This is a genomic window from Bradyrhizobium sp. 4, assembly GCF_023100905.1.
Taxonomy (GTDB): domain Bacteria; phylum Pseudomonadota; class Alphaproteobacteria; order Rhizobiales; family Xanthobacteraceae; genus Bradyrhizobium.
The window spans coordinates 624,315-649,687 of sequence record NZ_CP064686.1; the positions used below are offsets into that span (position 1 = coordinate 624,315).

At 64.0% G+C, this 25,373-nt stretch carries 13 protein-coding genes; 12 read left to right on the plus strand and 1 reads right to left on the minus strand.

Going from position 1 to position 25,373, the window contains the following annotated elements; genetic code table 11:
* Positions 1-540: 540 nt before the first annotated feature.
* Together IVB45_RS02990 and IVB45_RS02995 are read left to right on the plus strand one after the other, a co-directional pair.
* Positions 541-9,747, plus strand: coding sequence for a VCBS domain-containing protein (locus IVB45_RS02990; protein WP_346015321.1), 9,207 nt, complete (start codon positions 541-543; stop codon positions 9,745-9,747).
* Positions 9,748-9,908: 161 nt separating this feature from the next.
* Positions 9,909-12,140, plus strand: coding sequence for an adenylate/guanylate cyclase domain-containing protein (locus IVB45_RS02995; RefSeq protein ID WP_247362909.1), 2,232 nt, complete (start codon positions 9,909-9,911; stop codon positions 12,138-12,140).
* Between the two features lie 199 nt (positions 12,141-12,339).
* Here IVB45_RS02995 and IVB45_RS03000 read toward each other — a convergent pair whose 3' ends face one another.
* Positions 12,340-13,935, minus strand: coding sequence for an ABC transporter substrate-binding protein (locus tag IVB45_RS03000; protein WP_247362908.1), 1,596 nt, complete (start codon positions 13,933-13,935; stop codon positions 12,340-12,342).
* Positions 13,936-14,145: 210 nt separating this feature from the next.
* On the opposite strand from IVB45_RS03000, the gene IVB45_RS03005 reads away from it, so the two are divergent.
* The 10 genes from IVB45_RS03005 (at position 14,146) to IVB45_RS03050 (ending at position 25,200) form a co-directional block, all read left to right on the plus strand.
* A complete protein-coding gene (locus IVB45_RS03005) occupies positions 14,146-15,804 on the plus strand; it encodes an ABC transporter substrate-binding protein (RefSeq protein ID WP_247362907.1) in 1,659 nt (552 codons plus the stop codon).
* Positions 15,805-15,997: 193 nt separating this feature from the next.
* On the plus strand, positions 15,998-16,951 hold the full coding sequence (locus IVB45_RS03010) for an ABC transporter permease (protein ID WP_247362906.1): 954 nt from the start codon (positions 15,998-16,000) through the stop codon (positions 16,949-16,951).
* Positions 16,952-16,953: 2 nt separating this feature from the next.
* The gene (locus IVB45_RS03015; protein WP_027570091.1) at positions 16,954-17,856 is read left to right on the plus strand and encodes an ABC transporter permease; all 903 of its coding nucleotides are present in this window, start codon (positions 16,954-16,956) and stop codon (positions 17,854-17,856) included.
* Positions 17,857-17,858: 2 nt separating this feature from the next.
* Positions 17,859-18,920 (plus strand): ABC transporter ATP-binding protein, encoded by a 1,062-nt coding sequence (locus IVB45_RS03020; RefSeq protein ID WP_247362905.1) that lies wholly within the window; start codon positions 17,859-17,861, stop codon positions 18,918-18,920.
* Positions 18,917-19,114 (plus strand): hypothetical protein, encoded by a 198-nt coding sequence (locus IVB45_RS03025; protein WP_247362904.1) that lies wholly within the window; start codon positions 18,917-18,919, stop codon positions 19,112-19,114. Before IVB45_RS03020 ends, IVB45_RS03025 begins: the two co-directional genes overlap by 4 nt.
* The gene (locus IVB45_RS03030; RefSeq protein WP_247362903.1) at positions 19,111-20,526 is read left to right on the plus strand and encodes an amidase; all 1,416 of its coding nucleotides are present in this window, start codon (positions 19,111-19,113) and stop codon (positions 20,524-20,526) included. The genes IVB45_RS03025 and IVB45_RS03030 overlap by 4 nt, the downstream gene beginning before the upstream one ends.
* Positions 20,523-21,500, plus strand: coding sequence for an ABC transporter ATP-binding protein (locus IVB45_RS03035; protein WP_247362902.1), 978 nt, complete (start codon positions 20,523-20,525; stop codon positions 21,498-21,500). Before IVB45_RS03030 ends, IVB45_RS03035 begins: the two co-directional genes overlap by 4 nt.
* Before the next feature lie 95 nt (positions 21,501-21,595).
* Positions 21,596-21,865, plus strand: coding sequence for a GlsB/YeaQ/YmgE family stress response membrane protein (locus IVB45_RS03040; protein ID WP_007605178.1), 270 nt, complete (start codon positions 21,596-21,598; stop codon positions 21,863-21,865).
* Positions 21,866-22,123: 258 nt separating this feature from the next.
* Entirely contained in the window at positions 22,124-23,869 is a 1,746-nt protein-coding gene (locus tag IVB45_RS03045) for a type I secretion system permease/ATPase (protein ID WP_247362901.1), read from the plus strand.
* Positions 23,866-25,200 (plus strand): HlyD family type I secretion periplasmic adaptor subunit, encoded by a 1,335-nt coding sequence (locus tag IVB45_RS03050; protein WP_027570097.1) that lies wholly within the window; start codon positions 23,866-23,868, stop codon positions 25,198-25,200. The genes IVB45_RS03045 and IVB45_RS03050 overlap by 4 nt, the downstream gene beginning before the upstream one ends.
* Positions 25,201-25,373: the final 173 nt, after the last annotated feature.

Below are 25,373 nucleotides of genomic sequence, written 5' to 3' on the forward strand. Positions count from 1 at the left end.
GGAGGGCGGCAGTTGCCGCGAAGAAGGACCAATTGCAGGCACAAGTTGTCGTGGAACTGATTCTGCGCCTTATGGCTAACGGCTCGCTATTTCACGGCTTCTGTTAGTTGGATCACAGATTTGGCCCCGTATTTGCCGCAGGGTGGTGCGGGGATCCACGAACAAAAGATGACATAAGTATCTATTGTAGGATTTCTACAACGGAATACATGGGGTTACTGGAAATGAGCGAAAATAAGCGCTATTTTACTTATGAGTATTCCAAAAATTACTTTGGCTTCTCTGCGGGCGCCCAGCCGCCTGAGAGCATCGACCGCTTGGTGATGCCAAATCACACAAGCAATAGGTGGTTTCGCTAAGGACTTGGTAATGATATGCAAGTTTAGGCGAGCGATACTTACTTAGATTTTAACTCCTTTTTTGGTGCCCGGATTGAATTACGCTGGCAAATTTGACGCCGCGATTTCCTTGGACGGCTTGGGTTCCCTATCGCCCGCCGATAGCCATGTTGATTCCTTTACCGCGAAGGCACACGGTCACGTGCCCGAAGGCGCGGTCGTTGTTGCCGACCCGAACCTGATCTTTCACGGCGAGTACAAGCGCGCCGGCGCCGACCTCGTGGTGTCCCATGAGGGTCACGAGTTCGTCGTTCACGATTACTTCAGGGGTGACAAGCGCGCGGCGATCGCCTCGCCCGATGGTGCCCACCTCACCGGCGATATCGTCAATGCGCTCACGGGCCATGTGCAATACGCGCAGGCCGCCTCCGGCATTGCCGCGGCCCAGGTCATCGGCCACGTCACCAAGCTCTCCGGCAGCGCCACCGCGGTCCGCAACGGCGTGTCGATCGTCCTGAACAACGGCGACAATGTCGAGAAGGGCGACGTGGTCTCGACCGGCGGCGACTCGACGCTCGGCATCACCTTCATCGACGGCACCGTGTTCGGCCTGTCCTCCAACGCGCGGATGGTGCTGAACGAGATGGTCTACGACCCCAACGGGTCGAACAATTCCTCGCTGCTCAGTCTGGTCGCGGGCACCATCACCTTCGTCGCTGGCGAGACCGCCAAGCACGGCGATATGAAGATCGACACGCCGGTCGCCACGATGGGCATCCGCGGCACGGCGGTGTTGAACCAGATCAATTTCGTCGTTCCCGCCGGCGGCGGCGATCCGCAGCCGCAGGTGAGCTTCCAGGTGCTGGTCGAGCCGAACGGCACGACCGGCTCCTACATCCTGTTCGACAAGGTCACGCTGCTGCCGATCGCGACGGTCAACCAGGCCGGCCAGATGATCCAGATCAGCGGCGGCAACGTCTCGATCTCCAATGCGCTGATGTCGCCGGACATCCAGAAGCTGATCACCGACGTGTTCACGCTGAAGTTCACGGACAACAACAGCAACACCAAGCTGACCCAGAACTTCACCGACTCGATCACGCAGACCGGCAACGTTGTCTTCATCAAGACGGATACCGGTGCCACCGCGACCGCGACCTTCACGCATCTCCCTGAGCCGGGATCGCAGGGGCCCGGCCATGATCCGGCGACCAGCACCCGCATTCCCGGCCCGCCCCTTGCGCGCAGCCTCGATCTCAATGGCAATGTGCAGAAGGCGTTCCCGCTGACCGAGCGCGCGGACACGACCGGCGACACGACCCATTACGATACCATCTCCGGCCTGATCACCTTCGACGACCAGAACCTGGGCGACCGGCCGACTGTGAGCATGAGCGTCGCCGACGCGCCCAACTACGTCTACAAGGACGCCGGGCTGCACGATGTCACCGGATCGCTCACCGCGCTCCAGAAGCAGGACATTGCTGCGACGCTGATCAACATCGACGTGGTCGCCAATGGCGGCAACACCAACCACGGCTCGGCGGTCTGGACCTACACGATTCCCGACCACGTCTTCGACTTTCTCGCGGCGGGTGAGACGCTGACGCTGACCTACAAGGTCCGCGTCAACAATAATTTCTCGGTCAATCCCGAAGCGTCGACCATCGACATCACCATCACGATCACCGGCACCAACGACAAGCCGGTGATCACCACCAGCGTTCCGGTCATCATCTTCGAAGGCGGCACCAGCGTGCCGGGTGGCCCGCTCACCAGCGAGGTGCCGACTTCGGGCACGCTGACCTTCAAGGATGTCGACCTCACTGACACCCACACGGTCGCGGTCAAGCTGACCAGCGCGACCCTGCCTGACGGTAGCGTTCCGCCGGGCCCGCTCGCGGCGTTCCAGAGCGCGATGTCGGTCGCGATCGCGGCGGGCGCCGACAGCAAGGGCAGCGGCACCGGCACCATCAATTGGTCGCTGGCTGACCTGCCGGTCTATCTCGCCGACTTCATCCCCAAGGGTGAAGTGCTGACGCTGGTCTACACCGTGACGCTCAAGGACGCGCAAGGCGCCACTTCGCAGCAGACCATCACCGTCACGATCACCGGCACCGACGCTCCCGCCGTGGTGTGGATCGCCACCGACCATGCCGGCGCTCCCTCCGGCGGCTTCTGGAAGGACGCGGCCAACTGGGAAACCGGCACGGTCCCCACCATCAATGACGACGTCATCGTCATCACGGATCAATTGCACGGGCTGACGCCGTCCTATCCGGTGACGATCGACGCGGCTGCCTATGCCAAGTCGATCACGATGAACGACTACGACACCACGGTCGGCCACACGGCACCGGAGGTCATCAACAAGAGTGCGTTGACGATTGCGGGCGAGGTCAGCCTCAAGGCCGATTCGAAGCTCACCAATTTCACGGCAAGCACGATCTCGGTTGGCGGCAAGGCCGAGTTCCTGGACAGTAGCGTGCTCACCAACGCCGGCGATCTGACGCTCAAGGGCGGCGGCGATTTCGCCGAGGGCACCACGATCACCAATTCCGGCACGATCGAGCTGTTCGGCGGCACGCTGAAGACGCTCGCCGGAATTAACAATGCCGGCGGCACGCTGAAGGCGGATGCCGGCACGACGCTGATCGTCGACACCGCCACCATCAGCGGCGGCACGGTCACCATCGCCGGCACGCTGGAACTCGACGGCAGCAGCGTCCTCAAGGACGGCACGCTGAACAATTCAGGAGCCGTCAACGTCAAGGGCACCGCGGATTTCGCCCATGAGACCGTCTCCAACACCTCCGGCGGCACGATCAAGGTGCTGGCGAATGGCTGGCTGACGATCGACCAGGGCTCGACGGTTGCGAATGCCGGCAACGTCACGGTCGATGCCAACGGCAAACTGACGGTGAACGGGGCCACGATCAGCGGCACCGGTACGGCTACAGGCAACGGTGAGATCGATCTGACCGGCGCTGCGGTGCTAAGCGGCGGCATCCTGAACAACAACGCGGCCTTCAAGGTCAGCGGCTCCGGCAATGCGCTGGACCACGAGACGATCACGAATGTGACAACCGGCACGATCGAAGTGCTGGCGAACGGCGCGCTGACGATCGACCAGGGCTCGACGGTTGCGAATGCCGGCAACGTCACGGTCGATGCCAACGGCAAGCTGACGGTGAACGGGGCCACGATCAGCGGCCCCGGCACGGTGACGGTCACGGGCAACGGCGAGATTGATCTGACCGGCGCTGCGGTGCTGAGCGGCGGCATCCTGAACAACAATGCGGCCTTTAAGGTCAGCGGCACCGGCAACGCGCTGGACCATGAGACGATCACGAATGCGGCCACTGGCACGATCGAAGTGCTGGCGAACGGCGCGCTGACGATCGACCAGGGTTCAACGGTTGCGAATGCCGGCAACGTCACGGTCGATGCCAACGGCAAGCTGACGGTGAACGGGGCCACGATCAGCGGCGGTACGATCGACGGTCTCGGCACGATCGACGTCACTGGTGCCAGCAAGATCGACGGCGGCGCGACGCTGAGCACGGCCACAGTTAGCGCCAATGCCCAGTTGACGCTGGACGGCATCACGGTGTCGGGCTCGGCGATCACGGACAATGGCGGCATCGAGCTCGACAACACCGTCAAGCTCAAGGACGGCGCCAGCATCCAGGGTGGCGCGGTCGCCAATACCGGCCTGCTGGAGATCGCCGGCGCTGCGACGCTGCTCAACGACGTCGTGACCAATACCGGCACGGTGACGGTTGACGGCGGCCAGACGCTGACACTGTCCGGCACGGAGATTTCGGGCGGGGCCGTCAACGGCACCGGCACGATCGATGTCATTGGCAGCAGCAAGATCGATAAATCAGCGACGCTGAGCACCACTGCCGTGACGGTTGAGAGCGGCGTCATCCTGACGCTGGATGACGTGACAATTGCGGGCACCGCAATCGCCAATCACGGCACGGTCAAGGTCGATGCAAGCAGCAAGCTGACATTGAACGGTGCGAGCCTGACAGGTGGCGCGCTCACCGTTTCGGGCACGCTGAATTCGACCGGCACAACTGCGATTACCGACGCCAATATCTCGAACAACTATCTGATCGAGGCAACCCTGGGCGCCTTGACGCTGCTGGCGACGACCTCCGCAAGCTCGATCGCGAATGACGGCATCCTCCGGGCCAATGGCGCCGAGCTCGACATCAACGGCGAAGCCGTCGCAAACACCGGCACGTTGGCGGCGATCAATCACGGGACACTGAAGCTGATCGGGATGACGGTGACCGACACCGGCAGCGGTCATGTCTCGGTCGAGTCCGGCTCGATACTCGATCTCCAGGGCGCGACCATTGACGGCGGTACGGTGACGATTGCCGGTACGCTGGAATCGACCGGCACGAGCGCGATCAACAACGCCGACATCACCAACACCGGCACGATCACGGTCACCAGCGGCACCCTGACGATTGATCCGGCCATCCTCCACACCATCAACAATCACAATCTGATTCAGGCGAATGGCGGTGAACTCGATATTTCCGGTGACCTGATCGTCAACTCGGCCGATATCATGGCGGTCCACGGCGGCACGCTGAAGCTTGCGAGCGTCATCGTGACCAATTCCGGCGGGACGATTGCGGTCGACGGAAGTTCGAAGCTCTATCTGTCCGACGTTTCGATCAATGGCGGCAGCCTGAGCAATGCCGGCAATCTCTACAGCGTATCCGGCTCCAATACCGTTTCGGCAATGGTCACGAACACCGGCACCATCGAGGTGCAGGCCGGCACGCTCAACCTCGCCGGCGGCCTCAGCGGTGTCGGTTCGGTTATCATCGATAACGGCGCGACGCTCGAACTCGCGGGGGCGACGGCGCAGACCATTGCCTTTGCCGGTGGCACCGATACGCTCCAGCTCGACAAGGTGGCGGGCCAGAGCTTCACCGGCACCATTGCCGGTCAGTCGACGAAAGCCGGCACGTTCACGATCAAGGGCGCGGCCGATATCACGACATCGAGCGGCGATGCGCTCGACTTCACCGCATCGGGCGGCACATCAGCAGCGCCCGCCGACATCGTTCTCACGCCCACCGGTGCACTGACGGGCGCGGCCAATGGCGTCGCAATCACCCAGAACGGTACCGGCGATATCTCGTTCACGGCGACCGGCGACATCAAGGGCCTCGCCGGCCACGGCATCTGGCTGCGCGACAGCGCGACCGGCGCTGGCGATATCACTGTCAACGATCTCACCGGCAAGGCGACGGGCACCGGCGCGAATTCGGTCGGCGTTCTCGTCGAGAATTTGAACAGCGCCAATGCCGGCGGCATCTCGATCACCCAGCTCGGCGGCGCTGTCGGCGGCGCATACGGCATCGACGCGACCACGCAGGGCAACGGCGACATCGCCATTGACGCCGGCGGTACCATCACCGGCAGCTCCGTCTACGGTATCCGCGCGCGGAGCTATGGCAGTGGCAGCGAGACCGTCACGACCGAGGCCGGCAGCGCCGTCACGTCGGGCAGCTCCGCCATCATCGCGGTCAATCGGGCAAACTCGATCGACGCGTCAGACGGCAGCACCATCACCGTCACGACCTACGGCACGATCAATTCCGGCAGCAGCCTGAACCAGAGCGGCAACACGCCGGCGGGCATCCAGGCCGGCTACACCGGTGCCACGACCGGATCGACCGCCAATACCAACGTCAACGGCACCGTCACCATCAGCAATCACGCCAACATCACCGCCGCGGCGGGCTATGGCATCGACGCCTACAATTACGGCAATGGCGACGTCAGGGTGACCAGCTTCGCCGGGACCACGATTTCGGTCTCCGGTACCCAAAGCGTCGGCATCAACGCCTCGGCATTGAGCGGCGGCACTGGCGACGTGACGGTCACGCTTGGCGAAAATGTTACGATCTCGGGTGCGACGAGCTACGGCATCAGGGCTTACAGCATCGATGCGGGCGACGTCAGCGTTACCATGGCGAACGGCGACAGCATCACGTCCGGCAGCACCGGCATCGTGGCGGTCAACTACGCCGCTGCGATCGCTGACGGCCTCGGCAGCACGATCTCCGTCGAGGCCCATGGCACGATCCACTCCGGCTCGACCTCGAATAACGACGGCACCACTCCCGGCGGGATCATCGCCGGCTACAAGCCCGGCGGGACCGGCACGTTCTCGAATGCGGTCAAGGGCGACGTCACCGTCACGAGCGATGCAACGATTATCGCCGATGCGGGCTACGGCATCGAGGCGTTTACCTGGGGTGCCGGCAACCTCACGGTCACGACCGGCGCGACCTCCTCGATTACGGCCGCCGGTACCGCCATCGGCGCCTTCGATCACGGTGGCGGCGACGTCAGCGTCACCAATAATGGCTCCGCCATCGGTGCGGTCGGCGTGTCTGCCGTCGCCAACGGCAGCGGCGACGTCACCATCGTCAATCACGGCGGTATCACCAGCACGAGCCTCGCCGGCATCAGTGTGACGCAGAACGAAATGGGCGCGACCGGCTCGACCCATATCACCAATACCGGATCGATCGTGGCCCCGAGCGCCCATGCGGCGATCTTCATCCAGGAGAACGCGACCGGCATCGCGCAGATCGACAATTCCGCCACCGGAACGATCGGACCAGCCGTCGCCTCGACCGTGACCGCCGCGACTTACGCCATCGTCGAGACCGGCGGCCACATCACGATCAACAATGCCGGCCACATCAACGGCAATATCTCAGTCGCCAGCGCGACCTTCAACAACGAGCTGGGCGGCACCTGGACGGTCGCCGGCAGCGGCATCTTCGGCAACGCGTCGTCTATCGTGAACCACGGCGCCATCGATCTGCATGGCGCGTCGATCTCCGGGTCCGGGCTGAGCGTCGAGAATTACGCGACCATCGACAGCTGGGGCACGGCGTCGATCACGGGCACCGTCGCCAATACCGGCAGCATCGAGGTCCACGCTGGGACCCTGACGCTGTTCGGCTCGCTGTCGGGCGCAGGCTCGGTCACCGTCGACGTCGGCGCGTGGCTGAAGCTCGAGGGCACGGTGACGGCCACGCAGACGATCACGCTCGATGGCGACGGCGCCCATCTTCAGATCGATGCGTCGACCTTCGGCGGATCGATCGCGGCGTTGTCCGCGCACGATACGATCGATCTGTCGAGTATTGTTTATGATGACGGCACGTCGGCGACCTATAACACCGCGGCCGGCGAGCTCGTGGTGAGCGACGCCCACAACCATACGATTACGCTGAAACTCGCCGCCGGCGTCGACTATAGCAACTATCATTTCGCCGGCAGCGACGACGGCCATGGCGGCACGCTGATCACGATCAATTCGGATGACGACAAGCCGGTGTTCGATACGGCAACGGCAACGTTGACCGCGACCGTCCCCGAACGCGAGAACACCACCGGCTCTTCGGCACTCGACCCGACACCCACTGCCGCGACCGGCTCGATCGATTTCAAGGACGTCGATCTCACCGATCGGCCGACGGCGGAGATCACAGGTCAATCCGTGACCTGGCTCGATACCGACGGCACGACTCCGTTGACGCTGACGGGCCAGGAAGCCGCGCTCGAACACGCCCTGACCCTTCTGCAGCAGACCGGCAAGAACAACGGCACGGCCACCTGGAGCTATTCGATCGCCGACGGCGCGCTGGATTTCCTCGGCGAGAACCAGAGCGCCAAGGTAGTCTCCACCGTTACCCTTGATGACCACCAGGGCAAGACCGATACAGCCGAGGTCACGGTCACGATCATTGGCAAGAACGATGCGCCTGCGATCACGGCGGAAACGAACGACCATTCCGGCGCGGACCTGCTCGAGACGAATACGGAACTGGTGAAGCACGGTACGCTGACGGTTTCGGATGCCGATGCCACCGATCACGTGACGGTCGCGGTTGATCATCTCGATATCTATCTGGACGGCGTGCTCCAGACCGACTATGTCGGCGAGCCCTCGAGCGCGACGCTGCTCGACTATCTGGCGGTGCAGCCCGGGGACATTCTCAACGGCTCCGCCACCAACGCCGCGTTTACGTGGGACTTCAATTCAGGCAGCGAGGCCTTCGACTTCCTTGCCGCCGGCCACACGCTGTCGCTGCAGTACACGATCGTGCCCGACGACAGCCACACGCCGACCGGCGCCGGCAACGGCGTCCTCACCTTCAACATCGCCGGCAGCAACGATGCCCCGACTCTGGGTGACGCGACGCTAGCCTCCGTCAGTGGAGATAACAGAGATCCGGCTGGCTCCAAGGTCAGCGATCTCTTCGCCGGCAAGTTCCACGACGCCGACGATGGCGCGAGCTTCCAGGCCGTCGCGGTCAGCGCAGACGACGCCAATTCGGATCAGGGAGTCTGGCAGTACGAAATCGCCGGCTCTAACCAGTGGGTCGACATCGCCGGCGTCAGCGACACGACTGCGCTTGTGCTGAGCACGGATACGCTGGTCCGGTTCGTGCCAGCCGACGGCTTTACCGGAACGCCGGCCTCACTGGGCGTGCATGCGATCGACAATACTTACACTGGCGATGTCACGACTGACGTGTTGACGCCGGCGACGATCGATCTCACGGCGACGGGCACCGGCGGCGCCACGCCGGTCTCGCACGAGCTCACCGCCATCGACACCAAAGTGACGGCGCCCCCCGCCAGCGGCCCTGTCATCAACACCGATCACTTCCAGGTCTGGCACACCAACGAGCCGAACACCGACTCCATCACCGGTCTCTCGGTCGTCGATACCGATTCCGGTGCCGCGACGGACGACTTCAAGATGACGGCCGTAACCGGGCAAGATCCGGACAGCAGCGTCGATCCGGGGACCGCTTGCGGCAACCTCGACGATATCAACTCGGTCCTCGCCGACGGCGTCACCTACAGTCCAGGAGCCACCCCGCCCGCGACTGACCAGATCACACTGACGGTGACGGACAAGACCACGGGCCTGTTCGACACCGTCCACTTCATCTTCAACGAGGCTGGTGAAACGAGCCAGGGCGTCAGCCTGGAAGGCACCAGCGGCAAGGACGTCATCTTCGCGACCGAGACGGGCGACACGTTGACCGGCGGCGGCGGCAGGGATCAGTTCGTGTTCTCGCCAAACGCGTCGGGAAGCGATAGCGAGCACACCATCACCGATTTCGCGACGGGTCTCGACAAGATCGACCTGCGGCAGTTCTCGGATGTCGGCTCCATCGACGATCTCTCCTTCACCCCGCAATCTGACGACACGCTGGTGTTATGGAGCCACGAGATCGGCCAGCGTGATGGAGAGCCGGTTCTGGAGCAGGAGTCGATCCTGCTGAAGAATGTGACCGCAAGTCTCAAGGCCAGCGATTTCATCTTCCACGTCACCTGATGAACGGCCGACCGATGACCAATTGGCTTTCCTTCGGCCGGCACGCGCCTTGACCGGGGCAAAAAATCCATAATCCTCCACCGCCAGGGAATGGCCAATCGCGTTCCGGCGCTGCATGATCAGTGCGCACGGCGCGAGGCAGGGCAGGAAGTCCTACTGAAATGAAACGTCTCAAGATCCTGCGGCGGTGGTTTGCGCGGAAGTTTGGGTTTGCGCGGCTGATGTGCCTTGCGCTGCTCGTCGTGTTTGCCGGCGCTCGCCTCTGGGATCCGCCGCCGATCCAGGAACTGCGGCTGCGCACCTTCGACATGTTTCAGTTGATCGATCCGCGTCACAAGACGGTGCGGCCGGTCACCATCGTCGACATCGACGACAAGAGCCTCGCCAAGCTCGGCCAGTGGCCGTGGCCGCGGACACGGATCGCCGACCTGATCCAGAACCTCACCAATAACGGTGCGGTGGCAATCGGCTTCGACGTGGTGTTCTCGGAGGCTGATCGGCTCAATCCGGATCTGGTCGCGAGCCAGATGCGGTACCTGGACGACGCCACCCGCGCCAAGCTGCGCGAGCTGCCGAGCAACGACCAGATCCTCGCCGACGCGATCAAGCGCTCGCGCGTGATCCTGGGCGAGACTGGGCAGCGGGCGATTTCGTCCGAGGTCGACAAGACGCTGCCCTTTACGGGCGTCGCAACGGTCGGCGAAGAGGGCGCCGAGCGCTTCCTGTTCGAATTTCCCGGGCTGTTGCGCAACGTGCCCGAGATCGAGAAGGTCGCGGCCGGCCGCGGCCTGTTCTCGATCAAGACCGAGCGCGACGGCCTGATCCGGCGCGTGCCGATGATCATGCGCGCCCAGGGCATGGTCATGCCCTCGCTCAGCCTCGAGATTTTGCGCGTCGTCACGGGCACGCCGACGCTGCTGGTTCGGACCGACAAGACCGGCGTGCGGGCCGTGCGTCTCAAGGGCGTGGAGATCCCAACCGACAGGAACGGTCAGCTGTGGGTGCATTATGCGCGCCAGGATCCCTCGATCTACGTCTCGGCTGCCGACGTGCTCGACAATACCGTGCCGCCGAACAAGATCGCCGGCAAGCTGGTGCTGATCGGCACCTCCGCGGTTGGGCTCAATGACATCAAGACCACGCCGGTGTCCTCGACCATGCCGGGCGTCGAGATCCATGCGCAGGTGCTGGAGAGCGTGCTGAGCGGCGCGGTAATATCCCAGCCGAACTACGCGCTCGGCGTCGAGCTGCTCGCCGCGCTCATCATCGGCTTGCTCGTCATCATCTTCACGCCGAACCTCGGACCGGTCCGCCTCGTGCTTGCCGGCGCGACCTTCGCCGCGATCCTGATCGGAGTGTCCTGGTTCTTTTACGTGCAATACCGCTATCTGATCGATTTCACCTATCCGCTGCTCTCGACCACGGCGATCTATTTGACGCTGATCTTTGCCAGCTTCGTGCGCGAGCAGCGGCAGCGCGTGCAGATTCGCGGCATGTTCGCGCAATACATGTCGCCGGTGCTGGTCGAGCAGCTCGCGCAGTCACCGGAAAAGCTCGTCCTCGGCGGCGAGGAGCGCGAGATGACGATCATGTTCTCCGACGTGCGCGGCTTCACCACCATCTCGGAAACCTACAAGCACGATCCGCAGGGCCTGATCGCGCTGATGAACCGTTTCCTGACCCCGCTGACCGACGTGATCATCGATCAGAAGGGCTATATCGACAAATATATGGGCGACGCCATCATGGCGTTCTGGAACGCGCCGCTTGACGATGCCGAGCACGAGGTCAACGCCTGTGAGGCCGCGATCCAGATGTTGGAGAGGATCGACGCGGTGAACAAGGACCGCGAGCAGGAAGCCGTCGATGGCGGCCACGTCTACATCCCGCTCAATGTCGGTATCGGTCTCAACACCGGCATCGGCGTGGTCGGCAACATGGGCTCCGACCTGAAGAAGAACTATTCGGTGCTCGGCGACAGCGTCAACCTGGCGTCGCGCCTGGAAGGCCAGTCGAAGGAGTACGGCTTTCCGATCATCGTTGGCTCGCGCACCGCGCTCGCCGCCAAGGACAAGTTCGCGATTCTCGAGCTCGACTTCATCATGGTCAAGGGCAAGACCGAGCCGGAAGTGATCTACGCGATCGCCGGCCGCGCGGACGTGATGCTTTCGGGCGCCTTCCAGCGCCTGCGCAACGTCACCATCGAAATGCTCGCCTGCTATCGCAGCCGCGACTGGCAGGGCGCACTGGATGCGATCGAGCGCGGCCGCAGGAGCGAGGATGCCGACACTCTGGAAAAGCTGTTCAAGCTCTACGAAGTGCGCATCAAGGAATTCCAGATCAACCCGCCGCCGGAGGGCTGGACCGGGGCGTATGCGCTGCTGACGAAGTAGGGGGCAGATGTGCGGTTTGAAGCTAACCACACACTCGCTGTCGTCCTGGCGACGCCAGAACCCATTACCCCAGGGAGAAGTTGTTGCGGCGAGCGGCCAACCACCAATCTTCGCCAAACGAAATTCGGTGGTTATGGGTCCTGGCTTTCGCCAGGACGACGGTGTGTTTGCGGAAGCTGAGTGCCGCCGGCCTTGAGCCTCACTCCGCCCCGATCGTCGTGAGGTCCTGGAACCAGTGCTGCGCCTGTGCGAATTGCTTGACCTTGGGCGACAGCGCATGCGGGTTGGTGTCGTGCACCACCCACACCAGCGTGGCGTCGTCGACGATCAGCGCGTGCGCCTGCGCCAGCAGCTCGTCCTGCTTGGTGCTGTCGAAGGTCTGCTTGGCCTCGTCGATCAGCGCGTCGACCTTCGGATTCTTGTAGCCGCCCCAGTTGACACCGACCGGCGCGATCTGGCTCGAATGGAAGAAGCGGACGATGGCGTAGAGCGGGTCCGAGGTGACATAGGCGATGTTGTTGGCGGTGATGCCGGCGTTCATCTCGTCGGCCGCGCCCTTGCGCCAGTGCGTGTATAACGTCTCGAGCTCGACCACCTTGAAATCGATGTCAATGCCGATCTCCTTGAAGCTCTGCTGCAAAAATTCGTTCATTGGCAGCGACAGCATCTGGCCGGTGCCGCCCTGTGCGATGATGAAGGTCGCCTTCAGCGGCTTCGCCTTGGAGTAGCCGGCTTCCTCGACCAGCTTCTTCGCCGCGGCGACATCGTATTTCAGCTCGAAGCTCGGCTTGCCGAACCACGGGCTCGACGGATCGACCTGTCCCTTGGCGGGTTTTGCGAGGCCGTTCATCAGGCCCACCACGGCTTCACGATCGATCGCGAGGTTCAGCGCCTTGCGCAGGCGGATGTCGGTCCAGGGCGAACCCGGCAGCACGCTCAGATGATAATTCCAGACATGCGGCGTGACGTTGTCGACGAGCTTCATGCCGGCAGCCTTGAGCTGCGGCACGGCATCCGGCGCCGGCGTCTCGATCAGATCGACTTGCCCGGCGAGCAGCGCATTGGTCCGCGTCAGCGCTTCCGGCATCGGCACCAGCACGAGCTTGTCGACCTTGGGAATGCGCTTCTTGTTCCAATAATCCGGATTCTTGGTCAGCTCGGCGAGCTCGCGCGGCACCAGTTTTGTCAATTTGAACGGGCCCGTTCCCGAAGGCTGGCTCGCGAACTTGTCCCAATCCTTGCCGAGCTTTTCGTATTGCGTCGGGCTCGAGACCAGGAACCACAGCATCTGATAGGGGAAGAACGAGTCGACCGTCTTGGTGGTGATCTCCACCGTGGAGTCGTCGATCTTGGCGTAGCTCGCGACCGAAGGCAGGCGGGTCTTGACCTGCGCGCTCTGACGCTTGTCGAATTGTGGCGCCTTGTCGTTGAGCACCTTGTCCAGATTCCAGATCACGGCATCGGCGTCGAACTCGCTGCCGTCGTGAAACTTCACGCCCTTGCGCAAGGTGAAGCGCCATTTGGTCTTGTTCTCGTCATCGACTTTCCACTCGGTGGCCAGTCCCGGCACCAGCTTTCCCGGGCGGTCGGCGACGTCCATCTCCCACGCCACGAGCGGATCGTAGATGGTGTAGGCCGTGAACTGATAGGCGCCGGCGCCGCGATCGGGCTGACCGGTCGTCAGCGGGATGTCCGCCATCGAGATGCCGTAGCGCAGCACCGTCTCGGCGCCCGCGGGAATCGCGGACAACGCCAGTGCAAGCACGGCGAAACAGGTCGATAGTCGGATACGCATGGGCCAAAGCTCCAGGGAAGGCTTCAAGGACAATCGGAGCCAAACCTGCAATCTTGATGCCAGAATAGGCAGCAAGGTGCTTTCACCGAGGCGTCATCACAAGGACTTGTCGTCGCAGGGGCAATTTGCAGAATAAGTTTCCCCATTGGCATAGGCATTGCATACGATTGCATCAAAATTAGTCATCGAAGCCGGAAAAGGATTGAGTCAATGCTTATCAATAAGAACAAGACCCGCGCGGCGCTGATCGCGTTGCTGGCGCTCAGTAGCGCGGCTGCGTGGCCGCGCTCCGCAAGTGCCGAAACCGTGCTGCGCATCGCCATGACGGCTGCCGATATTCCGCGCACGCTGGGCCAGCCCGATCAGGGTTTTGAAGGCAACCGCTTCACCGGCCTCACCATGTATGACGCGCTCACCGGCTGGGATCTGTCCTCGGCCGACAAGGCGAGCGTGGTGATCCCCGGCCTTGCCACCGAGTGGAAGGTCGACGATGCCGACAAGACCAAATGGACTTTCAAGCTGCGGCCGGGCGTCACCTTCCATGACGGCTCGCCGTTCAATGCAGACGCCGTGGTGTGGAATGTCGAGAAAGTGCTGAAGCAGGACGCGCCGCAATTCGACGCCAGCCAGGTCGGCGTCACGGCCTCGCGCATGCCGACGCTGGCATCCGCGAAGAAGGTCGACGACATGACGGTCGAGCTCACCACCAAGGAGCCCGACAGCTTTTTGCCGATCAACCTCACCAACCTCTTCATGGCGAGCCCGGCGAAGTGGCAGCATTTCTACGACAAGGCGGAGGGCGCCGACGCCAAGGCGAAGTCGCAGGCGGCTTGGACCGCGTTCGCCAAGGACGCCGCGGGCACCGGCCCGTGGAAGATGGCCGCGTTCACGCCGCGCGAGCGGCTCGAACTGGTCAAGAATGCGGGCTACTGGAACAAGGACCGCGTGCCAAAAGTTGACAAGATGGTGCTGTTGCCGATGCCGGAAGCGAATGCGCGCACTGCGGCGCTGCTTTCCGGGCAGGTCGATTGGGTCGAGGCGCCGGCGCCGGACGCTTTGCCCGAATTGAAGCAGCGCGGCTTCAAGCTCTACGCCAACGAGCAGCCGCACGTCTGGCCGTGGCAGTTCTCGCGCGTCGAGGGCTCGCCCTGGAACGATATCCGCGTGCGCAAGGCCGCGAACCTCTGCGTCGATCGCGAAGGGCTCAAGGACGGCTTGCTCGCGGGGTTGATGGTGCCCGCGACCGGCACCTTCGAGGCCGGCCATCCCTGGCGCGGCAAGCCGACCTTCGAGATCAAGTACGACAAGGTGGCTGCGCAGAAGCTGATGCAGGAGGCAGGCTTCGGCCCGAACAAGAAGCTGACGGTGAAGACCCAGACCTCGGCGTCCGGCTCGGGCCAGATGCAGCCGCTGCCGATGAACGAATATCTCCAGCAGGCGCTGGCCGAATGCTATTTCGACGTGCAGCTGGACGTGATCGAGTGGAATACGCTGTTCACCAATTGGCGCCGCGGCGCCAAGGATCCCAGCGCCAACGGCTCGAACGCGACCAACGTCACCTACGCGGCGATGGATCCGTTCTTCGCGCTGGTGCGCTTTCTGCAATCGGGCATGGCGCCGCCGGTCTCGAACAATTGGGGCTTCATCAACAATCCCAAATTCGACGAGCTGGTGAAGAAGGCGCGGCAGACCTTCGATCCCGCCGCGCGTGACGCCGCGCTCGCCGAACTGCACGCGGCCTCCGTCGACGACGCAGCCTTCCTCTACGTCGCCCACGACGTTGGCCCGCGCGCCATCAGCCCGAAGGTGACAGGCGTCGTGCAGCCGAAGAGCTGGTTCATCGACTTCTCGCTGGTGTCGTTGCAGTAATTCTCTCGGCTTGCTCAGTGCACCCTCTCCCCTTGCGGGAGAGGGTGGCTTCGCGAAGCGAAGCCGGGTGAGGGGTCTCTCTCCGCGAGAGACGCTCTCTTATTCGTTAACACTGCATCCGGGGAAACAACCCCTCATCCGGCGCTTCGCGCCACCTTCTCCCACAAGGGGAGAAGGGAAGAAAAGAAACAACGTGCTCGCCTATATCGCCAGACGCATCGTCTACGTCGTCCCGATCGTCATCAGCGTCGCGCTGGTGTGTTTTCTGCTCGTGCACATCACGCCGGGCGATCCGCTCGTCGCCGTGCTGCCGGCCGACGCTTCGCAGGAGCTCGCCGCGCAGCTCCGCACCGCCTATGGTTTCGACCGCCCGCTGCCGGTGCAGTTCGGGCTTTGGCTGCTCCGCGCGCTGCATGGCGATCTCGGCAATTCCATCGCCACGGGCCGCCCGGTGCTCGCCGAGGTCATGCGCGCGGTCAGCAACACCGTCACGCTGGCGATCGCGGCGGCGATCATCGGCTTCACGATGGGCGTCCTGCTCGGCCTGATCGCCGGCTATTTCCGCGAGACCTGGATCGACAAGCTGGCGACGTCGTTTGCCATCGCTGGCGTTTCGGTGCCGCATTATTGGCTAGGCATGGTGCTCGTCATCATCTTCTCGGTCCAGCTGAACTGGCTGCCCGCCGTCGGCGCCGGACCCGGCGGCTCGGCCGCCTGGGCCTGGGACTGGGCGCATTTGCAATATCTCGTGCTGCCGGCGATCACGACCTCCGTGATCCCGATGGGCATCGTCACCCGCACGGTGCGCGCGCTGACCGGCGACATCCTCAGCCAGGACTTCGTCGAGGCGCTGCGTGCAAAAGGCCTGCATGAGCGCGGCGTGTTCCGCCACGTCATCAAGAACGCCGCGCCCACCGCGCTCGCGGTGATGGGACTTCAGCTCGGTTACATGCTCGGCGGCTCGATCCTGATCGAGACGGTGTTCTCCTGGCCGGGCTCGGGCTTCCTGCTCAACTCGGCGATCTTCCAGCGCGACCTGCCGCTGCTCCAGGGCACGATCCTGATCCTGGCGCTGTTCTTCGTCTTCCTCAATCTGCTGGTCGACATCGCGCAAGCCGCGATCGACCCGCGCATCAAGCGGGGCTAGCGATGAGCGAGCTTCCGTTGTCAGTCACAAGCGACGCCGCGCTTCAGTCCGCGCCCGCGACCAAGGCGCGCGGCTATTGGGCGACCGTCGGCCGTCGTATCCGGCGCGACAAGGTCAGCATGGTCTGTGCGCTGGTGCTGCTGCTGATCTTCCTGTCCGCGATCGTTGCGCCGTGGCTCGGTCTGGAAGATCCCTACAAGGGCTCGATGATCCGCCGCCTGCGCCACATCGGCACATCAGGCTACCCGCTCGGCACCGACGAGCTCGGTCGCGACATGCTGGCGCGCCTGATCTATGGCGGCCGGCTGTCGCTTCTCATCGGCATTTTGCCTGTGATCCTCGCCTTCTGCATCGGCACCTCGCTCGGCCTCGTTGCCGGCTATGTCGGCGGCAAGCTCAACACCGCGATCATGCGCACGATCGACGTGTTCTACGCGTTTCCGTCCGTGCTGCTGGCGATCGCGATCTCGGGCGCGCTGGGCGCGGGCATCCTCAATTCCATCGTGTCGTTGACCGTCGTGTTCGTGCCACAGATCACCCGCGTCGCCGAAAGCGTCACCACCGGCGTGCGCAACATGGACTTCGTCGATGCCGCGCGCGCCTCGGGCGCGGGACCGTTCACCATCATGCGCGTTCATATCCTCGGCAATGTGCTCGGTTCGATCTTCGTCTACGCCACCAGCCTGATCTCGGTCTCGATGATCCTCGCGGCAGGCCTGTCCTTCCTTGGCCTCGGCACCAAACCGCCCGAGCCGGAATGGGGCCTGATGTTGAATACCTTGCGGACCGCGATCTATGTCAACCCTTGGGTCGCCGCACTCCCCGGTGCGATGATCTTCGCGGTCTCGATCTGCTTCAACCTGCTCTCGGACGGCCTGCGCAGCGCCATGGACATCAGGAACTAGCCATGAGCGAAGTCAGCACGTCAGTCGTAATGCTGGAGCCGATCGAAGACCTCGGCGGCGTCGCTCAACCGCTGCTCCAGGTCAACGGCCTGACCAAGCATTTCCCGGTGCGTGGCGGCCTGTTCGCCGCAAAGCGCACCGTGCGGGCGGTTGATAATGTCTCGTTCACCGTTGCCAAGGGCGAGACCGTCGGCATCGTTGGCGAGTCCGGTTGCGGCAAGTCGACCACCGCGCGGCTGCTGATGCATCTGATGCCGCGTGACACCGGCGATATCATTTATGATGGCATGAGCGTCGGGCAGTCGCTCTCCCTGCGAGAGCTGCGCCGCGGCATGCAGATGGTGTTCCAGGATTCCTACGCCTCGCTCAATCCGCGCCTGACCATCGAGGAGTCGATCGCCTTCGGCCCCAAGGTGCACGGCATGGCCGACGGCGCCGCGCGCGCGCTGGCGCGCGAGCTGCTGGGCAAGGTGGGCCTGGTTCCTGCAAACTTTGCCAACCGCTACCCCCACGAGATTTCCGGCGGCCAGCGCCAGCGCGTCAACATCGCACGTGCACTGGCGTTGTCGCCGCGGCTGGTGATTCTCGACGAAGCGGTTTCCGCGCTCGACAAATCGGTCGAGGCGCAAGTGCTCAATTTGCTTGCCGACCTCAAGAGCGAGTTCGGCCTGACCTATCTCTTCATCAGCCACGATCTCAACGTCGTGCGCTACATCAGCGATCGCGTGCTGGTGATGTATCTCGGCGAGGTCGTCGAGCTCGGCCCGGTCGACCAGGTCTGGGACCAGCCAGCCCATCCCTATACTCGCGCACTTCTCGCCGCGATGCCGTCCTCGGATCCGGATCGCCGCACCGAGACGCCGCCGATCACGGGCGACCCGCCCAATCCGATCGATCCGCCCTCGGGCTGCCGCTTCCACACCCGTTGCCCGTTTGCGGAGCCGCTCTGCGCAAATGCGACACCAAAACTCACCGCGCTCGATAGAATGGGCCACGAGGCCGCGTGCTACATGGCGATCCCGGGTTCAGGCCATAGCCGCGCGCCCAAGGAGGAAACCGTATGACGAGACCGACGACGAAAGAGATCAAGGCGACGGCACAGGTCGCCGGCGTTCCCGTCGACGACGAGATTGCGACGCGCATCTCCAATTCCATCGGACCGGCCTTCGAGGGCTTTGCGGCCATTGCCGGCACGCTGCCGTTCGATCTCGAGCCCGCGCTCTATCCGATCGCGCAGACTGCGAAGGTCTCGAAATGAGCACCGAGCCCGCATTGATGACGCTTACCGAGGTCGCGCGCGCGATTGCGATGAAGCAAGTGTCCTCACACGAGGTGACGCGCGCGCTGCTGCATCGTATCGCGCAGTGGCAGCCGCATCTCAACGCCTTCATGTCGATCGAATCGGAGGCGGCGCTGAAGGCCGCCGATGCCGCAGACGCCAAACTCGCCAAGGGCGAAGTCCGCGGATCGTTGCATGGCGTGCCGCTCGCGCACAAGGACATGTATTACGATGCCGGTCACGTCGCGACCTGCGGCTCGCTGATCCGCCGCGATTTCGTTCCGACCGTCACCTCCACTGCCTTGCAGCGGCTGAAGGACGCCGGCCAGGTTCGGCTCGGCACGCTGCATCTGGCGGAGTTCGCCTATGGCCCGACCGGTCATAACGCCCATTATGGTCCGGTTCGCAATCCCTGGAATGTCGCGCACATCACCGGCGGCTCGTCGTCAGGCTCGGGCTCGGCGGTCGCGGCGCGATTGACCTATGCCGCGCTCGGCTCCGACACCGGCGGCTCGATCCGCATGCCCGCGCATTTCTGCGGCGTGACGGGACTGAAGACCACCGTTGGCCGGGTCAGCCGCGCCGGCGCGATGCCGCTGTCGCAGTCGCTCGACACGGTCGGCCCGCTCGCCCGCACCGCCGAGGATTGCGCGCTGCTGCTGGCGCTGATGGCCGGCCCTGATCCCGAGGATTCGACCTGCAGTCATGAGCCGCTATCTGACTATGTCGGCGCGACCAAGGGCTCGCTGAAGGGCCTCAAGGTCGGCGTCCCCTCGTCCTTTTATGTCGACGATCTCGACGGCGAGGTCGCGCGCGTGCTGGACGAGACCATTGCGGTGCTCAAGCGCGAGGGCGCCGACATCGTCACGGTTGAGCTGCCCGACCAGCGGCAATTGTCCTCGGCAAGCCAGCTCGTGCTTGCAGCCGAAGCCGCCGCTTTCCACAAGCGCTGGATGATCGAGCGGCCGCAGGATTATGGTCCGCAGGTGTTGATGCGGCTTCAGAACGGGCTCGCGGTGCCCGCCATCACCTATCTCGAGGCGATGCGCTGGCGCGGACCGGCGCTCGCTGCGCACCACGCTGCGACATCAGGTGTCGATGCGATCATCGCGCCCGCGTCGCCGGTGCCGGCGCCGACGATCGAGGAGAGCGACGTCGGCGGCGGGCCGAACGCGCCGGCGCTGTTGCAGCGGCTGACGCTGTTCACCCGTCCGGTGAATTACCTCGGCCTGCCGTCGCTCACGGTGCCCTCGGGCTTCACCAAGAGCGGTCTTCCGATCGGCATGCAATTGATCGGCCGCTCGTTCGATGAAGCGACGCTGCTCACCATCGGCGCCGCATTCCAGCGCGCCACCGACTATCACGACAGGCTGCCGAAACTTCCGTCATGACAAAGCTCGTCGAGATCTCAGGCCTCAACATCCGCTTCACCGGCGAGCGTACGGTCTATGCCGTGAACGATCTCAGCCTCTCGCTCGGCGACGGCGAGGTGCTGGGCCTGCTCGGAGAGTCCGGCTCGGGCAAGAGCGTGACCTTGCGTGCACTGATGCGGCTGTTGCCGAAGAAGCGCACCCAGATCACGGGCAAGGTCAACGTGATGGGTCGCGACGTGCTCGCCATGAACGACGGGCAGCTGTCGTCGTTCCGTGGGCAGACCGTGTCGATGATCTTTCAGGAGCCGGCGCTCGCGCTCGATCCGGTCTACACCATCGGCGCGCAGATCGCCGAAAGCGTGGTGCGTCACGAAGGCAAGTCTTACGCGGAGGGTAGGGCGAGGGCGCTCGAAATGCTCGAGGTCGTGCGCATTCCTTCCGCAAAGCGCCGGCTCGATGCCTATCCGCACGAGATGTCCGGCGGCATGCGTCAGCGCGCGATGATCGCGCTGGCGCTCGCGTGTCGTCCCAAGATATTGCTCGCCGACGAGCCGACCACCGCGCTCGATGCCACCGTGCAGATCCAGATCCTGCTGCTGTTGCGCGAATTGCAGCGCGAGTTCGGCATGTCCGTCATCTTCGTCACCCATGACATCGGGGTCGCCATCGAGATCTGCGACCGGGTCGCGGTGATGTATGCCGGCCAGATCGTGGAGCAGGGCACGCTTCGCGACATCGTCCGCTCGCCGGTGCATCCCTACGCCAAGGGCCTGCTCGCCTCGACCGTCCACGGGGCCAAGCGGGGACAGCGGCTCGAGACCATCCCCGGCACCCCGCCGTCGCTCGGCGAGAGGCCGCACAACTGCTCCTTTGCGCCCCGCTGCGCCGTAGCCCAGCCGCGCTGCCTGGAACAACTGCCAGGGACGGTGGAGGTCGGCCCGGGCCGGGCGGCACGGTGCGTGCTGGCGGAGCCGGTCACCGCACTGTCCTGACATTCGACCGCGACCGGGAAGCGGGGAACAGCATTCACACCTCGTTCATCCCGGTTCCGCTTCCATGGAACCGTTCACGGAGAGGGACCTCACTTATGTACATTTCCAATGAAGGCCTGCTTGTCATCCTGTTCGTCGGCTTGGTGGCGGGTTGGCTGGCCGGCAAGGTGGTGCGCGGAACCGGATTCGGCATTATCGGCGATATCGTGGTCGGCATCGCCGGCGCACTGGTGGCAAGCTTCCTGTTTCCGAAGCTTGGCATTCACATCGGCACCGGACTGATATCGGAGATCATCTATTCCGCGATCGGCGCGGTCATCCTGCTGCTGGTGGTGCGGTTGGTCCGCGGCGGTGGCCGGTTCTAATGGCGCCCGAGTTCAATTGATCGAACTTTTGACCTCTCCCCCCGGGGAGAGGTGACATGTCTGCAAGAAAAAGCCGCAAGATCGTGAGATTCCGGACTTGCGTGCAGGGCCGGTCGGGGGTGATGTGGGCCATAGGGGTCCCGGGTATTCGACTGCGTTGGGCGATGAGCGCAAACGCGATGTTAATCCGGGTCAATTACTCCTGAATTTGCCTTTGAAATCAGGGACTTTGGCCCCTACCCGAAAGAGATCAGACTGATGGCAGCCGTTCCCGGCGTCCGCCGCTCAGAGCTCGGTGATGCGCTGCGCGCCTGTCGCACGGCGTTTGTCGGCGTCGGCTTGATGAGCTGCATGATCAACCTGCTCTATCTGACCGGGTCGATCTTCATGCTGGAGGTCTACGACCGGGTGCTGCCGAGCCGCAGCATTCCGACCCTGGTCGGCCTGATCGTCCTCGCCAGTTTCCTCTACATGGCGCAGGGCGTGCTGGACATGATCCGTAACCGGATCCTGGGTCGGGTCGGCACCGCGCTGGACGAAGCCCTGAACAAGCGGGTGTTCGACACCATCGTGCGCCTGCCGCTGCTGGTCGGCAGCCGCAACGAGGGGCTTCAGCCGCTGCGCGATCTCGACAATGTCCGCTCCTTCCTCGGGGGCATGGGACCGAGCGCGTTCTTCGACCTGCCCTGGCTGCCGCTCTATCTCGCCATCTGCTTCGCCTTCCACGTCATGATCGGCCTCACCGCGCTGGTCGGCGCCGTCATCCTGGTCGGGTTGACGCTGGTCACCGAGTTCATGTCGCGCCAGCCGGCGAAGGACGCGATGGGCCTTGCCGCCCAGCGCAACGATCTCGCCCAAGCCAGCCGCCGCAATGCCGAAGTCATGGTGTCGATGGGTATGGCCGGCCGGATGAACGCGCGCTGGAGCGAGGCCAACGAAAAATATCTCGACGGCAACCAGCGTGCGAGCGACGTCGCCGGCGGTCTCGGCGCGGTCGCAAAAGTGCTGCGCATGATGCTGCAATCGGCGGTGCTCGCGGTCGGCGCCTATCTCGTCATCCATCAGGAGGCGACCGCCGGCATCATCATCGCCGGCTCGATCCTCTCGGCCCGTGCGCTCGCGCCGGTCGACCTCGCGATCGCGCACTGGAAATCCTTTGTCGCGGCACGCCAGAGCTGGCATCGCCTGACCCGCCTACTGGAGCAGATGCCGGCGCAGACGATGCCGACCCAGCTGCAGGCGCCGACCAGCCGCCTCTCGGTCGAAGGCATCGCCATGGTGCCGCCGGGCGACCAGCGCCTCATCGTGCAGGACGTCACCTTTGCGCTCGAAGCCGGCAACGGCCTCGGCGTAATCGGACCGAGCGGCTCCGGCAAGTCGTCGCTGATCCGCGCGCTGGTCGGCGTCTGGCAACCGGTCCGCGGCAAGGTGCGGCTCGACGGCGCGGCGCTCGACCAATGGTCGTCGGACATGCTTGGCCGCCATATCGGCTATCTGCCGCAGGACGTCGAATTGTTCGGCGGCACCATCGCGCAGAACATCAGCCGCTTCGATCCCGAGGCCACGTCTGACGGCATCATCGCCGCCGCCAAGGAAGCCGGCGTGCACGAGATGATCATCAAGATGCGCGAGGGCTACAACACCCAGGTCGGCGAGCAGGGCACGGCGCTCTCCGCGGGCCAGGCGCAGCGCGTGGCACTGGCGCGCGCGCTCTATGGCAACCCGTTCCTGATCGTGCTCGACGAGCCCAATTCCAATCTCGATACCGAAGGCGACGAAGCGCTGACCCGCGCCATCCGTGCGGCGCGCGAGCGCGGCGCCATCGTCGTCGTGGTGGCACATCGCCCGATCGGCGTGGAAGCGGTCGACCAGATCCTGGTGCTGCGTGACGGCCGCATGCAGGCCTTCGGGCCGAAGGAGCAGGTGCTCGCCCAGGTGCTCCAGCCGCGTGTGACGCCGCCGGCGCCGATCAAGATCGTCAGCGAAGGCGGAGCCAAGGCATGAGCACGATGGCGCTCGGCGGGGCGAAGCCCGCCGCGAAGCGGACCGTACGGCAGTCGATCCGGTTTCACCTGATGCTCGGGCTTGGGATCGTGCTGGTGCTCCTGGTCGGGCTCGGCGGCTGGGGATCGACCGTGCAGATCTCGGGCGCGCTGATCGCGCCCGGCCAGATCGTGGTCGAATCCAACGTCAAGAAGGTGCAGCATCCGACCGGCGGCGTGGTCGGCGAGCTGCGCGCTCGCGATGGCGACGTGGTCAAGGCCGGTGACATCGTGGTGCGGCTGGACGACACCGTCACCAAGGCCAACCTCGCCATCGTCACCAAGAATCTCGACGCAGCGCAGGCGCGTGCCGCGCGGCTCCAGGCCGAGCAGCGCGGGATCGACAGGATCGACTACCCGCAAGCGCTGCTCGATCGCGGCAACGATCCCGACGTCAAGGCGCTGCTCTCCGCCGAAACCAAGCTGTTCGACGTTCGCGTCAACGGACGCGCCGGCCAGAAGGCGCAGCTGCGCGAGCGCATCCAGCAGCTCAACGAGGAGATCGAGGGCCTCTCCGCGCAGGAGCGGGCCAAGGACAGGGAAATCTCGCTGGTGCAGCAGGAGCTCGTCGGTGTCCGGGATCTCTATGACAAGCACCTGGTGCAGATCTCCCGCCTGACCACGCTCGAACGCGACAGCGCCCGCCTCAACGGCGAGCGCGCGCAGTACATCGCCTCGCGCGCGCAGGCCAAAGGCAAGATCACCGAGACCGAGCTCCAGATCATCCAGGTCGACAAGGACATGGTCAGCGAGGTCTCCAAGGATCTGCGCGAGACCAACGACAAGATCGGAGAAATGATCGAGCGCAAGGTCGCCGCCGAGGACCAGCTTCGCCGCGTCGACATCCGCGCGCCGCAGGACGGCATGGTGCTGCAATCGACCGTGCATACGGTTGGTGGCGTCATCACCGCCGGCGACGCCCTCATGCTGATCGTGCCGCAGGCCGACGATCTCCAGGTCGAAGCCAAGGTCAATCCGGTCGATATCGACAAGCTCCAGATCGGCCAGAAGACGCTGCTGCGCCTGTCCGCCTTCAACCAGCGCACTACGCCCGAGCTCAACGGCATCGTCAGCCGCGTCTCGCCCGACGTCACCACCGATCAGCGCACCGGCCAGAGCTACTACACCATCCGCGTCTCGCTGTCCGCGGAAGAGGTCGCCAAGCTCGGTGACTCCAGGCTGATCCCCGGCATGCCGGCGGAAGCCTTCGTCCAGACCGGCGACCGCACCATGCTGTCCTATCTGATGAAGCCGCTGCACGACCAGTTCATGCGCGCGTTCCGGGAGAAGTGACGCGCGAAGGCGCGTCATCGCCTCCTTTCGTCATTGCGAGCGCAGCGAAGCAATCCAGGTTGCCTCCACGGCGAGATTTCTGGATTGCTTCGCTACGCTCGCAATGACGGGCGGCTTCTTTCTTGCTTTAGTTTTCTTGCTATAGTTCGATTCAGCCCCAGCAACCCGGCGTC